The sequence below is a fragment of the Streptomyces sp. A5-4 genome (assembly GCF_051131715.1).
Classification (GTDB): Bacteria; Actinomycetota; Actinomycetes; order Streptomycetales; family Streptomycetaceae; genus Streptomyces.
Genome location: NZ_CP178591.1, coordinates 2,241,921 through 2,259,002 on the forward strand (window position 1 = coordinate 2,241,921; position 17,082 = coordinate 2,259,002).

11 protein-coding genes and 1 pseudogene are annotated in these 17,082 nt (G+C 71.8%); 5 read left to right on the forward strand and 7 right to left on the reverse strand.

What is annotated here, in order from left to right:
- The first annotated feature begins 147 nt into the window (after positions 1 to 147).
- Positions 148 to 1,881, forward strand: coding sequence for an ABC transporter ATP-binding protein (locus ACLLJJ_RS10335; protein ID WP_434589177.1), 1,734 nt, complete (start codon positions 148 to 150; stop codon positions 1,879 to 1,881).
- A complete protein-coding gene (locus ACLLJJ_RS10340; RefSeq protein WP_434589179.1) occupies positions 1,878 to 3,800 on the forward strand; it encodes an ABC transporter ATP-binding protein in 1,923 nt (640 codons plus the stop codon). Before ACLLJJ_RS10335 ends, ACLLJJ_RS10340 begins: the two co-directional genes overlap by 4 nt.
- A 90-nt stretch (positions 3,801 to 3,890) precedes the next feature.
- Here ACLLJJ_RS10340 and ACLLJJ_RS10345 read toward each other — a convergent pair.
- From ACLLJJ_RS10345 to ACLLJJ_RS10355, 3 genes and pseudogenes are all read right to left on the reverse strand, one after another.
- Positions 3,891 to 5,167 (reverse strand): annotated as a pseudogene (locus ACLLJJ_RS10345) (RNA polymerase sigma factor).
- 126 nt (positions 5,168 to 5,293) lie between these two features.
- Positions 5,294 to 7,204: a DNA primase gene (dnaG, locus tag ACLLJJ_RS10350; RefSeq protein ID WP_434589181.1), complete on the reverse strand. Its 1,911-nt coding sequence runs from the start codon at positions 7,202 to 7,204 to the stop codon at positions 5,294 to 5,296.
- Positions 7,205 to 7,250: 46 nt separating this feature from the next.
- Positions 7,251 to 8,513, reverse strand: a complete 1,263-nt coding sequence (locus ACLLJJ_RS10355) for an NAD(P)/FAD-dependent oxidoreductase (protein WP_434589182.1) — start codon at positions 8,511 to 8,513, stop codon at positions 7,251 to 7,253.
- A 434-nt stretch (positions 8,514 to 8,947) separates the two neighbouring features.
- On the opposite strand from ACLLJJ_RS10355, the gene ACLLJJ_RS10360 reads away from it, so the two are divergent.
- Positions 8,948 to 9,961, forward strand: a complete 1,014-nt coding sequence (locus tag ACLLJJ_RS10360; protein WP_434589184.1) for an ArsR/SmtB family transcription factor — start codon at positions 8,948 to 8,950, stop codon at positions 9,959 to 9,961.
- Here the strand turns inward: ACLLJJ_RS10360 and ACLLJJ_RS10365 are convergent.
- The 3 genes from ACLLJJ_RS10365 to ACLLJJ_RS10375 form a co-directional block, all read right to left on the reverse strand.
- Entirely contained in the window at positions 9,933 to 11,237 is a 1,305-nt protein-coding gene (locus ACLLJJ_RS10365; RefSeq protein WP_434589186.1) for a deoxyguanosinetriphosphate triphosphohydrolase, read from the reverse strand. The two genes, ACLLJJ_RS10360 and ACLLJJ_RS10365, sit on opposite strands and share 29 nt — an antisense overlap.
- Positions 11,238 to 11,387: 150 nt before the next feature.
- A complete protein-coding gene (locus tag ACLLJJ_RS10370; RefSeq protein WP_434589188.1) occupies positions 11,388 to 12,257 on the reverse strand; it encodes a sirohydrochlorin chelatase in 870 nt (289 codons plus the stop codon).
- A 277-nt stretch (positions 12,258 to 12,534) separates the two neighbouring features.
- The gene (locus tag ACLLJJ_RS10375) at positions 12,535 to 13,176 is read right to left on the reverse strand and encodes a GNAT family N-acetyltransferase (RefSeq protein ID WP_434589190.1); all 642 of its coding nucleotides are present in this window, start codon (positions 13,174 to 13,176) and stop codon (positions 12,535 to 12,537) included.
- 34 nt (positions 13,177 to 13,210) lie between these two features.
- Here ACLLJJ_RS10375 and ACLLJJ_RS10380 point away from each other — a divergent pair, with 34 nt between their 5' ends.
- Complete coding sequence (locus tag ACLLJJ_RS10380; RefSeq protein ID WP_434589192.1) at positions 13,211 to 13,948, forward strand: SanA/YdcF family protein; 738 nt, start codon at positions 13,211 to 13,213, stop codon at positions 13,946 to 13,948.
- A gap of 128 nt (positions 13,949 to 14,076) precedes the next feature.
- The gene (locus ACLLJJ_RS10385) at positions 14,077 to 16,302 is read left to right on the forward strand and encodes a molybdopterin oxidoreductase family protein (protein WP_434589194.1); all 2,226 of its coding nucleotides are present in this window, start codon (positions 14,077 to 14,079) and stop codon (positions 16,300 to 16,302) included.
- Here ACLLJJ_RS10385 and ACLLJJ_RS10390 read toward each other — a convergent pair.
- The gene (locus tag ACLLJJ_RS10390; protein WP_434589196.1) at positions 16,265 to 16,750 is read right to left on the reverse strand and encodes a gamma-glutamylcyclotransferase family protein; all 486 of its coding nucleotides are present in this window, start codon (positions 16,748 to 16,750) and stop codon (positions 16,265 to 16,267) included. The two genes, ACLLJJ_RS10385 and ACLLJJ_RS10390, sit on opposite strands and share 38 nt — an antisense overlap.
- Positions 16,751 to 17,082: the final 332 nt, after the last annotated feature.

Genomic DNA, 17,082 nt, shown 5'->3' on the forward strand with positions numbered 1-17,082 from the left:
ATCGGATCCGGGGGATTTGTGGAGACCGGCGCAAGTATTGACCCCGGGTTGACGTAATCCCTTGGAATTCCCGGGGTCCGGTGGCGGAAGATGGGGCGGCCCCGATCTTGCCGACCGCCGGATCCGCCGACCACCGAGAGACTGCGCGTGCTCATAAGACTCCTACGGGCCCACCTCGGCCCGTACAAGAAACCCATCGCCCTGCTGGTGCTGCTGCAGCTGCTGCAGACCTGCGCCACTCTCTATCTGCCCACCCTCAACGCGGACATCATTGACAACGGTGTCGTGACCGGGGACACGGGCTACATCCTGGAGTTCGGCGGTCTCATGATCGCCATCAGCCTGGTCCAGGTGGCCTGCAACATCGGTGCGGTCTTCTACGCCGCACGGACCGCGTCGGCGCTCGGGCGCGACGTGCGGGCGGCCGTCTTCGAGCGGGTGCAGAGCTTCTCCGCGCGGGAGGTCGGCCAGTTCGGCGCCCCGTCGCTCATCACCCGGACCACCAATGACGTCCAGCAGGTCCAGATGCTGGTGCTGATGGGCTTCACGATGATGGTGTCGGCGCCGATCATGTGCGTGGGCGGCATCATCATGGCGCTCGGCCAGGACGTGCCGCTCTCGGGTGTGCTCGTCGCGGTCGTCCCGGTCCTCGGGATCTCCGTGAGCCTGATCGTGCGGCGGATGCGACCGCTGTTCCGCACCATGCAGACGCGGCTCGACACCGTCAACCAGGTGCTGCGCGAGCAGATCAGCGGCAACCGGGTGATCAGGGCCTTCGTGAAGGACGACTACGAGAAGGGCCGCTTCCGCAAGGCCAACACCGAGCTGACGGACGTGTCGTTGGCCGCGGGGCGGCTGATGACGCTGATGTTCCCCATCGTGATGACGGTGGTGAACGTCGCCAGCGTCGCGGTGGTCTGGTTCGGCGCGCAGCGGATCGACAGCGGCGGGATGCGGATCGGGGCGCTGACCGCGTTCCTCGCGTACCTGATGCAGATCGTGATGGCCGTGATGATGGCCACCTTCATGTTCATGATGGTGCCCCGCGCCGAGGTGTGCGCCGAGCGCGTCGAGGAGGTACTCGACACCGCGTCGAGCGTGGTTCCGCCCGCCGATCCCGTACGGGAACTGGGCAGGCACGGGCAACTGGAGCTGCGCGGCGCGGGTTTCTGCTATCCGGGGGCCGAGGAGCCCGTCCTGCGCGACATCTCCCTGGTCGCCAGGCCGGGCGAGACGACCGCGATCATCGGGTCGACCGGCAGCGGGAAGTCGACGCTGCTGGGGCTCGTACCGCGACTGTTCGACGTGACGGACGGCGAGGTGCTGGTCGACGGCGTGGACGTACGCAGGCTGGAGCCCGTCCTGATGGCGAAGACGGTGTCGCTCGTGCCGCAGAAGCCGTATCTGTTCTCCGGGACTGTCTCGACGAACCTGCGGTACGGGAAGCCGGACGCCACGGACGAGGAGCTGTGGCACGCCCTGGACGTGGCGCAGGCAAGGGAGTTCGTGGAGGAACTGGAGGGCGGGCTGAACGCGCCCGTCGCCCAGGGCGGTACGAACGTCTCCGGCGGTCAGCGCCAACGGCTCGCGATCGCCCGGACGTTGGTACAGCGGCCGGAGATCTATCTGTTCGACGACTCGTTCTCGGCGCTGGACTACGCGACGGACGCGGCGCTGCGGGCCGCGCTGGGACGGGAGACGGCCGATGCGACCGTGGTCATCGTCGCCCAGCGGGTGTCGACCATCCGGGACGCCGACCGGATCGTGGTCCTCGACGAGGGCCGGGTCGTCGGGACCGGACGCCATCACGAGCTGATGGCGGGCAACGAGACGTACCGGGAGATCGTGCTCTCCCAGCTGACGGAGGCTGAGGCGGCATGAGCGGACCTGCTGGACGCATGATGGGCGGACCCGTCGAACGGTCCATGGACTTCAAGGGCTCCGCGCGGCGACTGCTCAGGCAGTTCGCCCCGGAGAAGATCACACTGAGCTGGATGTTGGCGGCGGGTGTGCTGAGCGTCGCGCTCTCGGTGATCGGGCCGAAGATCCTCGGCAGGGCGACCGACCTGATCTTCTCGGGCGTGGTCGGCCGGCAGATGCGGGAGGGCGGGACCAAGCAGCAGGCCATCGACGGCCTGCGGGCCAAGGGGGACGACGGGCTCGCCGACATGCTGTCCGGGGTGGACTTCACCCCAGGACAGGGCATCGACTTCGACGGCGTCGGGGAAGTCCTGCTGTTCGTGCTCGTGGTGTACGTGGCCGCGGGGCTGTTGATGCTGGTGTCGTCGCGGCTCTCCATCCTCGTCATCAACCGGACCGTGTACCGGATGCGCGAGGACATCCAGGCGAAGCTGTCGCGGCTGCCGCTGAGGTACTTCGACCAGCAGAAGCGCGGCGAGCTGCTCAGCCGGGCCACGAACGACGTCGACAACATCTCGCAGACCATGCAGCAGACGATGGGCCAGCTCATCAACTCCGTGCTGACCATCGTGGGCGTGCTGGGGATCATGTTCTGGATCTCGCCGCTGCTGGCGCTGGTCGCGCTGGTGACCGTGCCGCTGTCGGTGCTGGTGGCCGCGAAGGTCGGCAAGCGGTCGCAGCCGCAGTTCGTGCAGCAGTGGAAGACGACCGGCAAGCTCAACGCGCACATCGAGGAGATGTACACCGGGCACGCGCTGGTGAAGGTCTTCGGGCGCGCGGACGAGTCGGCCGAGGCGTTTCGCGAGCAGAACGACGCGCTGTACGAGGCCGGGTTCAAGGCGCAGTTCAACAGCGGGATCATGCAGCCGCTGATGATGTTCCTCTCGAACCTCAACTACGTGCTGGTGGCGGTCGTGGGCGGTCTTCGGGTCGCGTCGGGCACGCTGTCGATCGGTGATGTGCAGGCGTTCATCCAGTACTCGCGGCAGTTCTCGATGCCGCTGACGCAGGTCGCCTCGATGGCGAACCTGCTGCAGTCCGGGGTCGCCTCGGCCGAGCGGATCTTCGAACTGCTCGACGCGGAGGAGCAGGAGCCGGACTCCGCGGACGCGCCGTTCCCGGTGGAGTCGCTGGGGCAGGTCTCGCTGGAGAAGGTGTCCTTCCGCTACGAGCCCGACAGGCCGCTCATCGAAAGCCTGTCCGTGAAGGTCGAGCCGGGCCAGACCGTCGCCATCGTCGGGCCCACGGGCGCGGGCAAGACGACGCTGGTGAATCTGCTGATGCGGTTCTACGAGGTGACGGGCGGCCGGATCACCATCGACGGCACGGACATCTCGAAGATGTCGCGCGAGGGGCTGCGGTCGGGGATCGGCATGGTCCTTCAGGACACCTGGCTGTTCGGCGGGACGATCGCCGAGAACATAGCGTACGGGGCGTCGCGCGAAGTGACGCGCGAGGAGATCGAGGAGGCGGCGCGGGCCGCCCACGCCGATCGGTTCGTGCGGACGCTGCCCGACGGCTACGACACGATGATCGACGAGGAGGGGTCGGGGGTGAGCGCGGGCGAGAAGCAACTGATCACGATCGCGCGGGCGTTCCTGTCCGACCCGGTGATCCTTGTCCTCGACGAGGCGACGAGCTCGGTGGACACCAGGACCGAGGTCCTGATCCAGAAGGCGATGGCGCGGCTGGCCCATGGCCGTACCAGTTTCGTGATCGCGCACCGGCTGTCCACGATCCGGGACGCGGACGTGATCCTGGTGATGGAGAACGGCTCGATCGTCGAACAGGGCACCCACGACGGGCTGCTGGCGGCGGGCGGGGCGTACGCCCGGCTGCATGCGGCGCAGTTCGCGCAGGCGGTGGCCGAGGTGGATTAGGGGCGGGTGTGCGGGGCGGGCCGGGGTGCGGTGCGTGGGCGGGGCGGCGAACAGCCTCGCAGGCGACCCGCACCCCTCCCCGGCCCCGCCTCAGTCCAGATAGCCCCGCAGCTGGTCCGCGAAGGCGTGGTCCCTGAGCTTGTTCAGGGTCTTGGATTCGATCTGCCGGATCCGCTCGCGCGTCACGCCGAAGATCCGCCCGATCTCCTCCAGCGTCCGGGGCCGCCCGTCCATCAGCCCGTAGCGGAGCTGCACCACCTTGCGCTCGCGCTCGCCCAGCGTGGAGAGCACCGCTTCCAGGTGCTCCCGCAGCAGCAGGAACGCCGCCGACTCGACGGGTGACGCCGCGTCGCCGTCCTCGATGAGGTCCCCGAGGGCGACATCGTCCTCCTCGCCCACCGGCGCGTGCAGCGACACCGGTTCCTGGGCGAGGCGCAGCACTTCGCTGACTCGCTCGGGGGTCAGCTCCAGATGGGTGGCGACCTCCTGGGGCGTCGGCTCGTAGCCCCGCTCCTGGAGCATCCGGCGCTGAACGCGCACCACGCGGTTGATCAGCTCGACGACATGGACCGGGACCCGGATCGTGCGGGCCTGGTCGGCCAGCGCACGGGACATCGCCTGCCTGATCCACCACGTCGCGTACGTCGAGAACTTGTAGCCGCGGGCGTAGTCGAACTTCTCGACGGCGCGGATGAGGCCGAGGTTGCCCTCCTGGACCAGGTCCAGCATGGTCAGACCGCGGCCGACATAACGCTTGGCGACGGACACGACGAGACGCAGATTCGACTCGATCAGACGGCGCTTGGCCATCCGGCCCATGACCACCAGCTTGTCGAGGTCCACCGCGAGCCGGGAGTCCGGATCGGGGACGGTACGGAGCTTCTCCTCGGCGAAGAGGCCCGCTTCGACCCGGCGGGCCAGGTCCACCTCCTCGACCGCGGTGAGCAGCGCGATGCGCCCGATTTCGCGCAGATACTGCCGGAAGAGGTCGGAGGAGGGCCCGCCGGTGTCGGTGCGGCTGTTGCGCCGCTCGGTCACTTCGGGCTTCTCCGGGGTGTCGGCCGGGTCGTCCACGAGGATTTCGGCCTCGGTTTCTGCGGGCTCGGCCTCGGGGTGGTGTACGCCCCGGCTCTGCGGAGGGACCTTGGCGATGACGGCGACATCGGCGTCCGTATCGGCGTCCTTCAAGGTCTGCGTCTGGGTCTGCACGGGGGGCGACCTCCAGGGTGATCGCTGCCGGTTCGGGGGCGTACGGCAACGGAACGGTGGCGGCGACCGGGCCGCCGTCCGTCCCGTACACAATGAGCGGATCCGCGGGTGTGTGGCCCACTCGGCGTGGGCCGGCCGCGCTCCGAGGACTCAGGCACCGCAATCAGTGTGGGGTACGACACATCACCGCCACGAGGGGCGTGCGGTGACTTTTTGAGTCCGGTCCGTGACCGGCCGGTCACGCGAGGGGCCCGGGGGACGCGTGGGGCCGCGGGGCACTGCCCTCAGAGCGCGGCGGCGCCGTTGTTGCGCAGGGCCTCGCCGTACTGCTGGAGGACCCACAGCTCGCTCTGTACGGCGGCCAGGTGCTCGGGGTCCACATTCGGCCCGAGGCGGGCGAAGGTGCCCTGGACGTCGAGGATGCGGCGGTCGACCGCGCGCAGCCTGACATGGACCAATTGCATGCCCGCGTAGATGTCGTCGACGGACTTGCGCATGATCGCCTCGACGGCGAGCTCGGTGACGAGGGCGCGCAGCGTGTCGTTGGGCGCGGTGTCCCGCACCCGCGTCAGGTAGTCGGAGGGGTCCACGACACCCTGCTCGGCGCCGCCGGCGTCCTCGATGGTCTGGCGCACCGCGGCGTACGGCGGGGCGGTGAACTCGTCGACCCCGTAGGCGTCGAAGGCCGGGGAGACCAGATCGGGGCGCTGGAGGGCGAGCTTGAGCAGCTCGCGCTCGGTGCGGTGGGCGGGGCTGCGCAGATTCAGGGCAGGGCCCGAGGGGCCCGCGCTGCCGCCGCCGCCCAGGTCCTGCGCGGGGACGGGACGCCGGCCCTGGGGTGCGGCGGGGCCCCGGCCGCCGCGGTCGCGGGCCCAACGGGCCAGCTGTGCGACGCGCTTGATCACGAACTGGATGTCCATGATGCCGAGGATCCCGGCGAGCTGGACGGCGGATTCGTGCTGGATCGCGATGTTCTTGATGTTGGCGACGATCGGCGCGGCCTCGTCGAGGGCGGCGGCCCGCCCCGCGGGGGTCTCCAGGTTGTGCCGGGACACCACGTGCCGGATCGCGAACTCGAAGAGCGGTGTGCGTGTTTCGACCAGGGACGCCACGGCCGCGTCGCCCTGCGCGAGGCGCAGGTCGCAGGGGTCCATGCCGCCCGGGGTGATCGCGATGGAGGTCTCGGCGGCGAACTTCTGGTCGTCCTCGAAGGCGCGCAGCGCGGCCTTCTGCCCCGCCGCGTCGCCGTCGAAGGTGAAGACGACCTCGGCCGAGGCGTTGTCCATGAGCAGCCGGCGGAGGATCTTGATGTGGTCGCCGCCGAAGGCCGTGCCGCAGGTGGCGATGGCGGTGGTGACGCCGGCCAGGTGGCAGGCCATGACGTCGGTGTACCCCTCGACGACGACGGCCTTGCTGGTCTTGGCGATTTCCTTCTTGGCCAGGTCGATGCCGTACAGGACCTGGGACTTCTTGTAGATCGGGGTCTCGGGGGTGTTGAGGTACTTGGGCCCGTTGTCGTCGTCGCGGAGCTTGCGCGCGCCGAAGCCGACGACCTCGCCGGTGATGTCGCGGATCGGCCACATCAGCCGGCCGCGGAACCGGTCGATGGGGCCCCGGCGGCCCTCCTGGGAGATACCGGAGAGCGTCAGCTCCTTGTCGGTGAAGCCCTTGCCGCGCAGATAGCGGGTGAGGTGGTCCCAGCCCGCCGGGCTGTAACCGACGCCGAAGTGCTGGGCCGCGCTCTGCTCGAAACCGCGCTCGGCCAGGAACTTGCGGCCGATCTCGGCCTCCGCGGAGTCCAGCTGCTCGACGTAGAACTCCGCCGCGGCCTTGTGGGCCTCGACCAGGCGGACACGCTCGCCGCGCTGGTGGGTGGGGTTGTACCCGCCCTCTTCGTATCGCAGGGTGATGCCCGCCAGGGCGGCGAGGCGCTCGACCGTCTCGGAGAAGGAGAGATGATCGATCTTCATCACGAAGGCGATCGTGTCGCCGCCCTCCTGGCAGCCGAAGCAGTGGAAGAGACCCTTGCTCGGGCTGACCTGGAAGGACGGGGACTTTTCGTCATGAAAGGGGCACAGCCCCTTGAAGTTGCCACCACCGGCGCTGCGCAGTTGGAGGTACTCGGACACAACGGCGTCGATCGGGACCGCGTCCCGAACCGCCTTCACGTCGTCATCGTTGATCCTGCCGGCCACGCGTGAAGTGTACGGCGGCGCTCGGACACTCCTGTCGGTGCGACGCTCAGGCGAGCAGTGAAGCCAGGTCGACGGTGGGGTCGGAGAGGGCGTCGGCGTCGACCCTGACCCCGCTGCGGATCAGCCGCTGGATGGGTTCGGTGACTTCCCACACATTCACGTTCATGCCCGCGAGGACCCGGTGGTCCTTCAGCCAGAAGGCGATGAACTCCCGTTTTCCCGCGTCGCCACGGATGAGGACCTGGTCGTACGAGCCGGGGGGCGCCCAGCCCGAGTACTCCAGGCCGAGGTCGAACTGGTCGGAGAAGAAGTACGGGACCCGGTCGTACGCGACCTGCCGGCCCAGCATGGCGCGGGCCGCGGCCGGGCCGCTGTTGAGGGCGTTGGCCCAGTGCTCGACACGCAGCCGGGTGCCGAACAGGGGGTGGTGCGCGGCGGCGACATCACCGGCCGCGTGGATGTCGGGGTCCGAGGTGCGCAGGGCGGCGTCGACGATGATGCCGCCGCCCTGCGCGGGGTCGAAGAGGTCGAGACCGGCGGATTCCGCGAGCGCGGTGCGTGGGGCGGCGCCGATCGCGGCGAGGACGTCGTGGGCGGGGTGCTCCTCGCCGTCGTCGGTGCGGGCCGCGAGCACCATGCCGTCCTGGCCGACGATCTCGGTGAGGCGGGCGCCGAAGTGGAAGCGCACACCGTGCTCGCTGTGCAGGTCGGTGAAGAGCTGGCCGAGCTCGGGGCCGATGACCTGATGCAGCGGGGTCGGCTCGGGTTCGACGACGGTGACCTCGGCGCCGTAACCGCGGGCGGCGGCGGCGATTTCCAGGCCGATCCAGCCGGCCCCGGCGATGACGAGGTGGCCGTTGTCGCGGCCGAGGGTGGCCAGCACCCCGCGCAGCCGCTCGGCGTGGGCGAGGCGGCGCAGGTGGTGGACGCCGGCCAGGCCGGTGCCCGGGATGTCGAGGCGGCGCGGCTCGGAGCCGGTGGCCAGCAGCAGCTTGTCGTAGCGGACGGTGGCGCCGTCGCCGAGCAGGACCGTCCTGGTGGCGCGGTCGAGGTGGACGACGGTCTGGCCGAGGTGCAGCTCGATGTCGGCCTGGGCGTACCAGCCGGGCTCGTGGACGAAGACGCTGTCGCGTTCCTCGGTACCGGCCAGGAAGCCCTTGGACAGGGGCGGACGTTCGTACGGATGCTCACGTTCGTCGCCGATGAGGATCACCCGGCCGGTGAATCCCTCGGCACGGAGAGTCTCCGCGGCCTTCGCCCCCGCCAGTCCCCCACCGACGATGACGAACGTCTGATCTGCGTCGACCACTTGGTGCCTCCTCTGTGCCTGCCCATACGCTACGCCGCCGGGTTCGAGCGTCCCGCACAGAGGGTGATGGGGGAAGAGGGGGCGCGCCGCGGTGCGCGTGCGGAGGGCTTGTTCCCGACCCCGCCTCTTCGCGCTGTGACACGTCGCGGGCGCCGCCGCATCGGGGCTCCGCCCGGGGCCCCTGGCCTCGGGCGCCGGCCGCGGATGGGCCGGAAGGCGGCTCGGGCGCATGAGAACGGTGGCCGCGGACGTCTCCCCCGTTGACAGCCCGCAGCCACCACTCCTCCAGGGTCACGCTCATATGGACGGCATGCGGGGCTTTCGTGCACAACGCAAATGGACCGCACGGTTCCGCCTGGAGGTGACTAGTGTCTGACGCACCGAAGTTGCACCAGGGGGCAGGGCGCGGGGAGAGAGCGGGGCGTGCGGGCGCGATGTTGCGCATCCACTTCACCACTGAGGATCTGAACCGGCTGCGGGTCGCCGCGCAGCCGGACCCGCTGTGGGAGATCGTGCACAGCCTGCACCTGCTGCAGAACCGGCAGGAGGCGCTGGTCTTCGACCCGTGGCGCCGCGAGGTGCGGGCGGCGCTCGCACGGGCGGGCCTGACCAGGACGGTGGCCGCGCTGATCCGGCTGTGCCCCTCCGCCGCGTACTTCCCGGACTTCCTCACCCCCGGCCAGGGCATCGCGGATCTGGAGACGGGGGTGGACCGGATGCTGTCCACGCCGGTGTCCCGGCTCGCCGACGAGCTCGGCCGGCTCTACGAGGGCGGCCCGGTGCCACCGGTCGCCCGGTTGCTGGCGCAAGGGGACCCGCAGGCGCTGTTGCGGCTCGGCGACGCGCTGCGCCGCTACTACGCGGTGGCGGTGGAGCCGTATCAGGAGGCGATCGCCTGGGCGGCGGCCGCGGACCGGCAGGCCCGCGCCGAGGCGGCGCTGGAGTACGGCCCGGAGGGGCTGCTGGCGAGCTACCGGCCCGTGCTGACCCGGCGGGACGACGGGACGCTGGAGGCCTCCTACCCGGTGGAGCGCGAACTGGAGCTGCGCGGGCAGTCGTTGACCATGCTGTGCTCGTTCTTCTGCATCCGGCGCCCGATCACGCTGGCCGATCCGGCGCTGCCGCCGGTACTCGTCCATCCGATGACGCCCGAGCCCGGCTGGCTCGCCCGCTTCCACGCCGGTGCGGCGGGCGAGGGCGCGGCCGGGCAACCCGTCGCCCATCTCATCGGCCATACCCGGGCCGCGGTGCTCGACGTACTGGACCGGCCGATGACCACGACTCAGCTCGGCGACACCCTGCGGCTGACGCTGTCGACGGCGAGCCGGCACGCGACGGTGCTGCGGGAGGCGGGGCTGATCGCGTCGGAGCGGCGCGGCAGCCATGTCCTGCACCGCCGGACCACGCTGGGGGACGCGCTCATGAACGGCGTGGCGTTCGCGTCGTGAGGCGGGCGTGCAGCGAGCGGGCCGCCGCGTCGGTGAAGGACGAGATCTGGTCGACGAGCACCCGCTTGCGGGCCCGGTCGTCGGGCGCGGCGTCCCACAGGGCGCGGAACTGCGGGTCGAGGCCCTCGGGCGCGCGGGCCGTGAGCTCCTCGGCCAGCTCGGCGATGACGATGCGCTGGTCGGCGCGGAGCCGCTCCTGCTCGTCGCGCTGCATGACGTAGCGGTCGGCGACGGCCTTGAGCACGGCGCACTCGTGCCGTGTCTCGCGCGGGACGACCAGCTCCGCGGCGTACCGGGTGAGGCGGCCGGTGCCGTACGCCTGGCGGGTGGCGCCCTCCGCGGACAGGCAGAACCGGCCGATGAGCTGGCTGGTGGCGTCCTTCAGACGGGCCTGGGCGACGGCGGACCCGTCGTACCCGTGGGGCCACCACTCCTGATCCAGGAGACGGTCCAGGGCGGCCGACAGCTCCTCGGGTGCGGTGTCCTCCGGTACGTACCGCCCGATGGCCACGGCGAAGATCTCGTGGCGCTCGGGATCGGCGAGCAGGTAGTTCGGGTCGAGGTGACCGGCGTGCAGGCCGTCCTCGAAGTCGTGCACGGAGTAGGCCACGTCGTCGGACCAGTCCATGACCTGGGCCTCGAAGCACTTGCGGTGCGGCGGGGCGACCTGCCGCACCCAGTCGAAGACCGGCAGGTCGTCCTCGTACACGCCGAATTTCACCGAGGCCGGGTCGGTGGGGTGACCGCCGCGCGCCCAGGGGTACTTGGTGGCGGCGTCGAGGGCGGCCCGGGTGAGGTTGAGCCCGACGCTGACCATGTCACCGGTCGTCGACGAGGGCACGAACCGCTTGGGCTCCAGGCGGGTGAGCAGCCGAAGCGACTGGGCGTTGCCCTCGAAGCCGCCGCAGTCCTTGGCGAAGTCGTTGAGTGCCTGCTCGCCGTTGTGCCCGAAGGGCGGGTGGCCCATGTCGTGCGACAGGCAGGCCGCCTCGACGAGGTCGGGGTCGCAGCCGAGGGCGGCGCCGAGCTCGCGGCCGACCTGGGCGCATTCCAGGGAGTGGGTGAGGCGGGTGCGCGGACTGGCGTCCCACACCTGGCTGCGGGAGCCGGGGGTCACCACCTGGGTCTTGCCCGAGAGACGACGCAGCGCGGCGGAGTGCAGCACCCGGGCGCGGTCGCGCTGGAAGGCGGTCCTGCCGGGCCGTTTGTCGGGCTCGGTGGCCCAGCGATCGGTGTCGGCGGCGTCGTACAGGGTGTCGTGTGCAGTGCCTTCCATGCCCCGACAGTAAACGGCGTCACCGACAGGCGGACGCGCAGGCGGGACGAGACGCGTCCAGGCGAGCGGACGGGGCGTCGGCGGGGCGCGCGGGGCCGTCGCCGGGCGCGGCTCCGGGGGTCGCGAGTCGGTGCGGAGGCGGTGGCCCCCTCAGGCCGTCGCGAGTTCGCGCAGGGGGATCGCCGGCCGGGTGGCGAGGGCCTGGTCGTAGCGGAGCAGCACCAGCCGGGCCATGGCGGCGTGGGCGCCGAGCGGCGCGGTCGCCAGCCAGGGCGCCGCGGCGGCGCTCTGGGTGGCGAAGCGGCCCGGCGCGGTGAAGTAGGAGGCCACGGCGGCCCGGTGGCGGCCCCGGGCGGCGAGGGCGCGCAGCGCCTGCGGGACGGTGGGCGAGGCGGCGGACGCGTAGGCGGGGAGGACGGGGACGCCGCCGAGGCGTTCGCTGAGCAGTGCCGCGGTGCGGCGGGTGTCGGCGGCCGATTCGGGGTCCCGGGAGCCCGCGGCGGCCAGCACGACGCCGCTGCCCCGGTCGGCGGCGTCGGCGTCGCGCCAGCCCGCCTCGGTGAGGCGGGCGTACAGCGTCTCCACGAGCAGCGGGTGCGGGCCGAGCGGCGCGGCGACCCGGGTGCGCAGGTGCGGGGCGGTGGCCGCGGCCTGCGGCAGGTCGTGCTTGACGTGGTGGCCGCGGCCGAGCAGCAGCGGTACGAGCACCACGTCGCCCCGGTCGACGCCGGCCAGGGTGTCGGGCAGCAGCGGTGCGTTGAGCTCGATGTGCCCGAGCCTGACTTCGAGCCCCGGGCGCAGCTCGCGGACCCGCTCCAGGAGCGTGGTGACGGTGCGCAGGGCTCCTGGGTCGCGGCTGCCGTGGGCGACGGCGACGAGGGTGGGCGGGGTCATGTGCCTGCGGCTTCCGTTCGGAGAGACAGGGCTGAGCCGGGTGCCGGGCTCAGCTGTGATGCGGGTGAGCAGTTGCGCCGTACGGTCGAGGAGCGGTGACTCGCGGTGTGCTGCCGACTCCGTCATGGACCGATACTGCCGGGCCGACATTGCCGCGTCGTTGCGTCGGAATGACGGGTGTTTTCCGGGCCCGCACCGCCCGGGTCGCCGCACTGTCAGGCAGCGGTGGCGGGCGGGCACCGTCCGCCGAGGGCTGTCCCGTAGCCCTCGGCGGATCAGCGCGCGGCGTCACGCGGTACGTCACAAGGCGCAGGAGCGTCCTCGTACCGGGCGTATCCGGGCGTCCCGACGACGCGGCTGGTGCCGTGGCTTACGTCGTGCGCCAGGGGCTACGGAACAGCCCTCAGATGCCGAACAGCTCCCTGCACGGTTCCAGCCCCGTCACCTCGACCGGCACCGTCCGGTGCGTCTCCCAGTCCGACCGGCTCAGCCGCAGCCGCCGCACGGTCCTCGCCCGGCCCTGCACGGAAAGCACCGTCCGGCCGTCCTCCCGGTAGCCGAGCTTCTGCGAAACCCGCAGCGAGGCCGGGTTGTCCGTCATCGCGCCGGAGGTGACACACCGCGCGCCCAGGCCCTCGAACGCCAGGTGGAGCACGGCCGCCCGCATCTCGGTACCGATGCCGGCGCCCTGGTGTTCCCGGCCGAGCCAGGATCCGGTCCCGCCCTCCCTGGTCACCGCGAAGTCGGACGCCGTCAGGTCCTGCCGGCCGACCGTCCTGCCCCCGTGCCGCACGGCGAGGCTCAGCGTCCAGGCCCCGGGGCTCCACCCGGCGACGGTGCCCAGCACGTGCTGGAAGGTGGCCAGACCCCGGTCCTCCGGGGTCCCTTCGGTCCACGGCACGGAGAACGGCATGGACGCCGCGTCGTGCACACCGGCCGCGGCGACGGCGGCGAGTTCATCCAATACGTCCCCGTGCGGAACCCGCAGCTCAAGATGTGGCGTCATGATCCGTAGGCCGTACAGGGGCCAGAATTGAGGGGACATGCCGGGATCATCGCAGGGGGAGGCGGGCACTGACATGCGGTTTTCACGCACGAGGCGCACGGCGGGCACGGTTGCCAGGAGAGCGGCCCACTGGCGGAAACGGCTGCGCGCGATACCGCGGACCCGTCGTGGGCGGCGCCGCGCGACGCAAGCGGTCATGCTCGCCTGCGTGTTCGCGCTGGCTCCCGCGACCTGGATGCACGCGGTCGCCGACAGCCGCATCCGCACCACCGCCGCCGCCCCCGCGCGGGACGTCGCCGTCGTCTTCGGGGCCGGGCTGACGCGGGGCGGCCCCTCGCTGTATCTCGCGCACCGACTGGACGCGGCGGCCGAGCTGTACCGGACGGGCAAGGTGAAGGTCGTGCTGGTCACCGGGGACAACAGCCGGGTGGAGTACGACGAGCCTGACGCGATGCGCACCTATCTGGTGCGGCACGGCGTGCCGGACGAGCGCGTCGTCAGCGACTACGCGGGCTTCGACACCTGGGACTCCTGCGTACGCGCCAAGAAGATCTTCGGGGTGGACCGGGCGGTGCTGGTGAGCCAGGGCTTCCACATCCGGCGGGCCGTCGCGCTGTGCCGGGCCGCGGGCATCGAGTCGTACGGCGTCGGAGTCGACGCCAAGCGTGACGCGACCTGGTACTACGGCGGCGTACGGGAGATCCTCGCGGCCGGCAAGGCGGCGCTCGACGCCACGATCGAGCCCGATCCGCAGTTCCTGGGGCGCCAGGAGCCCGGGGTGGACGACGCGCTGGCCCTGGCGGGCCGGTAGGGATCCGGGTGGGGTGCTTGATCCTCCAGCCGACCTCACGGGGTGGCCGGGGCGGGGCGGAGGGCCGTGTACCGGGGGCGTAACCCGGTGCGCCCGCCGCCGTAACACGGCCGACGCACGCTGACGGCATGCCCCGCACCTCCCCCGCACCGCCGCCCGGACAGCCCGCACCCACCGTCGCGACCCACTGCCCGTACTGCGCACTCCAGTGCGGCATGAACCTGCGGCCCGCGGGCGACGCCGTGGAGGTGGTGGAGCGTACGGACTTCCCGGTGAACCGGGGCGCGCTGTGCGGCAAGGGCCGTACGGCGCCCGCCGTGCTCTCCTCCCGGGTACGGCTGACCGAACCGCTGATCCGCCGCCCGGCCACCGGTGCACTCGAACCGGCCACCTGGGACGAGGCCCTGGCGAGGATCGCGGAGGGCCTCGGGGACACCCGGGAGGCGCACGGCCCCGACGCGGTCGGCGTCTTCGGCGGCGGCGGCCTCACCAATGAGAAGGCGTACGCGCTGGGGAAGTTCGCCCGGGTCGTGCTCGGCACCTCGCAGATCGACTACAACGGGCGCTTCTGCATGTCGTCGGCGGCAGCCGCGCACCAGAAGGCCTTCGGGCTCGACCGCGGTCTGCCCTTCCCCCTGGAGGACATCCCCCGCACCGGCTGCGTGATCCTCGTCGGGTCGAATCTGGCCGAAACCATGCCACCCGCCCTGAGGTACCTCACGGAGCTCAAGGAGAACGGCGGCACCCTGATCGTCGTCGACCCGCGCCGCACCCGGACCGCCGAACAGGCCGACCTGCATCTCGCGCCGCGCCCGGGAACGGACCTCGCGCTCGCGCTCGGGCTGCTGCACCTGGTGGTGGCCGAGGGCAGCACGGACGAGGAGTTCATCCGGGAGCGTACGAGCGGCTGGCCGGAGGCACGGTCGGGCGCGATGGCGCACTGGCCCGAGATGGTGGAACGCATCACCGGCGTCCCGGTCCCCCAACTCCGCACAGCAGCACGGATGTTCAGCGACGCGGCCACCGGCATGGTGCTCACCGCGCGCGGACCCGAGCAACACTCCAAGGGCACGGACACCGTCGGCGCCTGGATCAACCTGTGCCTGGCCACCGGGCACGCGGGCCGGCCACTGTCCGGCTACGGATGCCTCACCGGCCAGGGCAACGGGCAGGGCGGTCGCGAACACGGCCAGAAGGCAGACCAGTTGCCCGGCTACCGCAAGCTCACCGACCCCGCCGCGCGCGCCCATGTGGCGGGCGTCTGGGGCGTGGACCCGGACAGCCTGCCGGGCCCCGGCCGCAGCGCGTACGAACTCCTCGACGCCCTCGGCGGCGACATCAAGTCGCTGCTGCTGATGGGCTCGAACCCGGTCGTCTCCGCGCCCCGCGCCGCCCACATCGAACAGCGCCTGCGCTCCCTGGACTTCCTCGCCGTCGCCGATGTCGTCCTGTCCGAGACGGCGGCGCTCGCGGACGTGGTGCTGCCGGTGACCCAGTGGGCCGAGGAGACCGGCACGACGACGAACCTGGAGGGCCGGGTGCTGCTGCGCCGCAAGGCGATCGACCCGCCGCCCGGTGTCCGGACGGACCTGGAGGTCCTGCACGGCATCGCCGGTCTGCTCGGTCACGAGAAGGGCTTCCCCACCGACGCCGAGGAGGTCTTCGGGGAGCTGCGCCGCGCGTCGGCGGGCGGCCCGGCGGACTACTCGGGGATCTCCTACCGGCGGATCACCGACGAGGACGGCGTGTTCTGGCCGTGCCCGGACACGGGGGCGGGGGCGGCGGAGAGCGGCGCTCCTGGAGCGGTGGCGGGAGCCGCACCGGTGACGGCGGAGGAAGCCGCGCCGGATACCCCGCCGGACCCGGCCACGGGCGCCGCACCGAACGCCGTCCACCCCGGTACGCCCCGGCTCTTCCTCGACAGGTTCGCCACCGCCGACGGGCGCGCCCGCTTCGTGCCCGTCGCGCACCGGCCCGCCGCCGAGGAGCCCGACGCCGACTACCCCGTCCTGCTGACGACGGGGCGGGTCGTCGCCCAGTACCAGTCGGGGGCCCAGACCCGCCGCGTGGCGGAGCTGAACGCGGCGGCGCCCGGCCCCTTCGTCGAGCTGCATCCTCGCCTCGCCGACCGGGTCGGGGTGGCCGACGGCGACCCCGTCGCCGTCGTGTCCCGGCGCGGCCGGGCCGTCGCGCCCGCCCGGATCACCGACGCGATCCGGGACGACACGGTCTTCATGCCGTTCCACTGGCCGGGCGAGGGCCGGGCCAACAACCTCACCAATCCGGCGCTGGACCCGACGTCACGGATGCCGGAGTTCAAGGTGTGCGCGGTACGGATCGGTCCCGCGGACTGAGCGCGCCCGCGCTGCCCGTCCCGCCGGTCCGGTCGAGCCAGTCGCCGCCGTGGATCGGCGTCCCGGACGCCCGCAGTCCCCGTGCGACTCGGGGCGCGGCGACGTACACCCAGGCGCGCACCGGGCGGCCGTCGCCGCGCAGCACCTCGCGCACCTCGCGCTCGTACAGATTGCGCGGATGCCCTGGGCTCCGGCACTCCTCCAACAGGTCGAGTGCGGATAGGAGTTCGCCGTACGCCTCGGGCGTGGCGGTGACCAGCTCGCCGACGACCTCGCCCTCCCCCGGGACGGCGTACGGGTAGCCAGGTCCTTCGTAGAGCGCCGCGCCGAGCAGCCTGCCGGGCTCCTCGGCGGCGGTGCGGCCGTGCAGGAAGTGGGCATGGTTGGACTCGCCGGGGCGCAGAGTCCCGTACACGAAGAAGGGCAGCGGTCCGGTCGCCGCGGTCATGGGCGTCTCCATCGGCTTGAACGGGGCGGGCTGATCGGACGGGGCAGACGGGTTGGACTGGTTGGACTGGTTGGACAATTCACGCAGAGCGGGGGCGAGGTCGTCGTCGGCAGGACCGAAAGCCCTGGTCCGGGCGGTGCGCCGGTCCGTACATGAGGCTGTCGACGTGAGGCTGTCGCACAACCTCGTGACGTCCGTGGCGGACCTTACCCACCGTCGATTGTGGCGGCTTCCCCCCTCATTCCCGACCCCGCCCCCACCCCCACCCCACTCATCACCTTCCGTTCCAGAACGGGGGCGCGGTGGCGCGGGTGGTCCTGCCCACGGCCGAC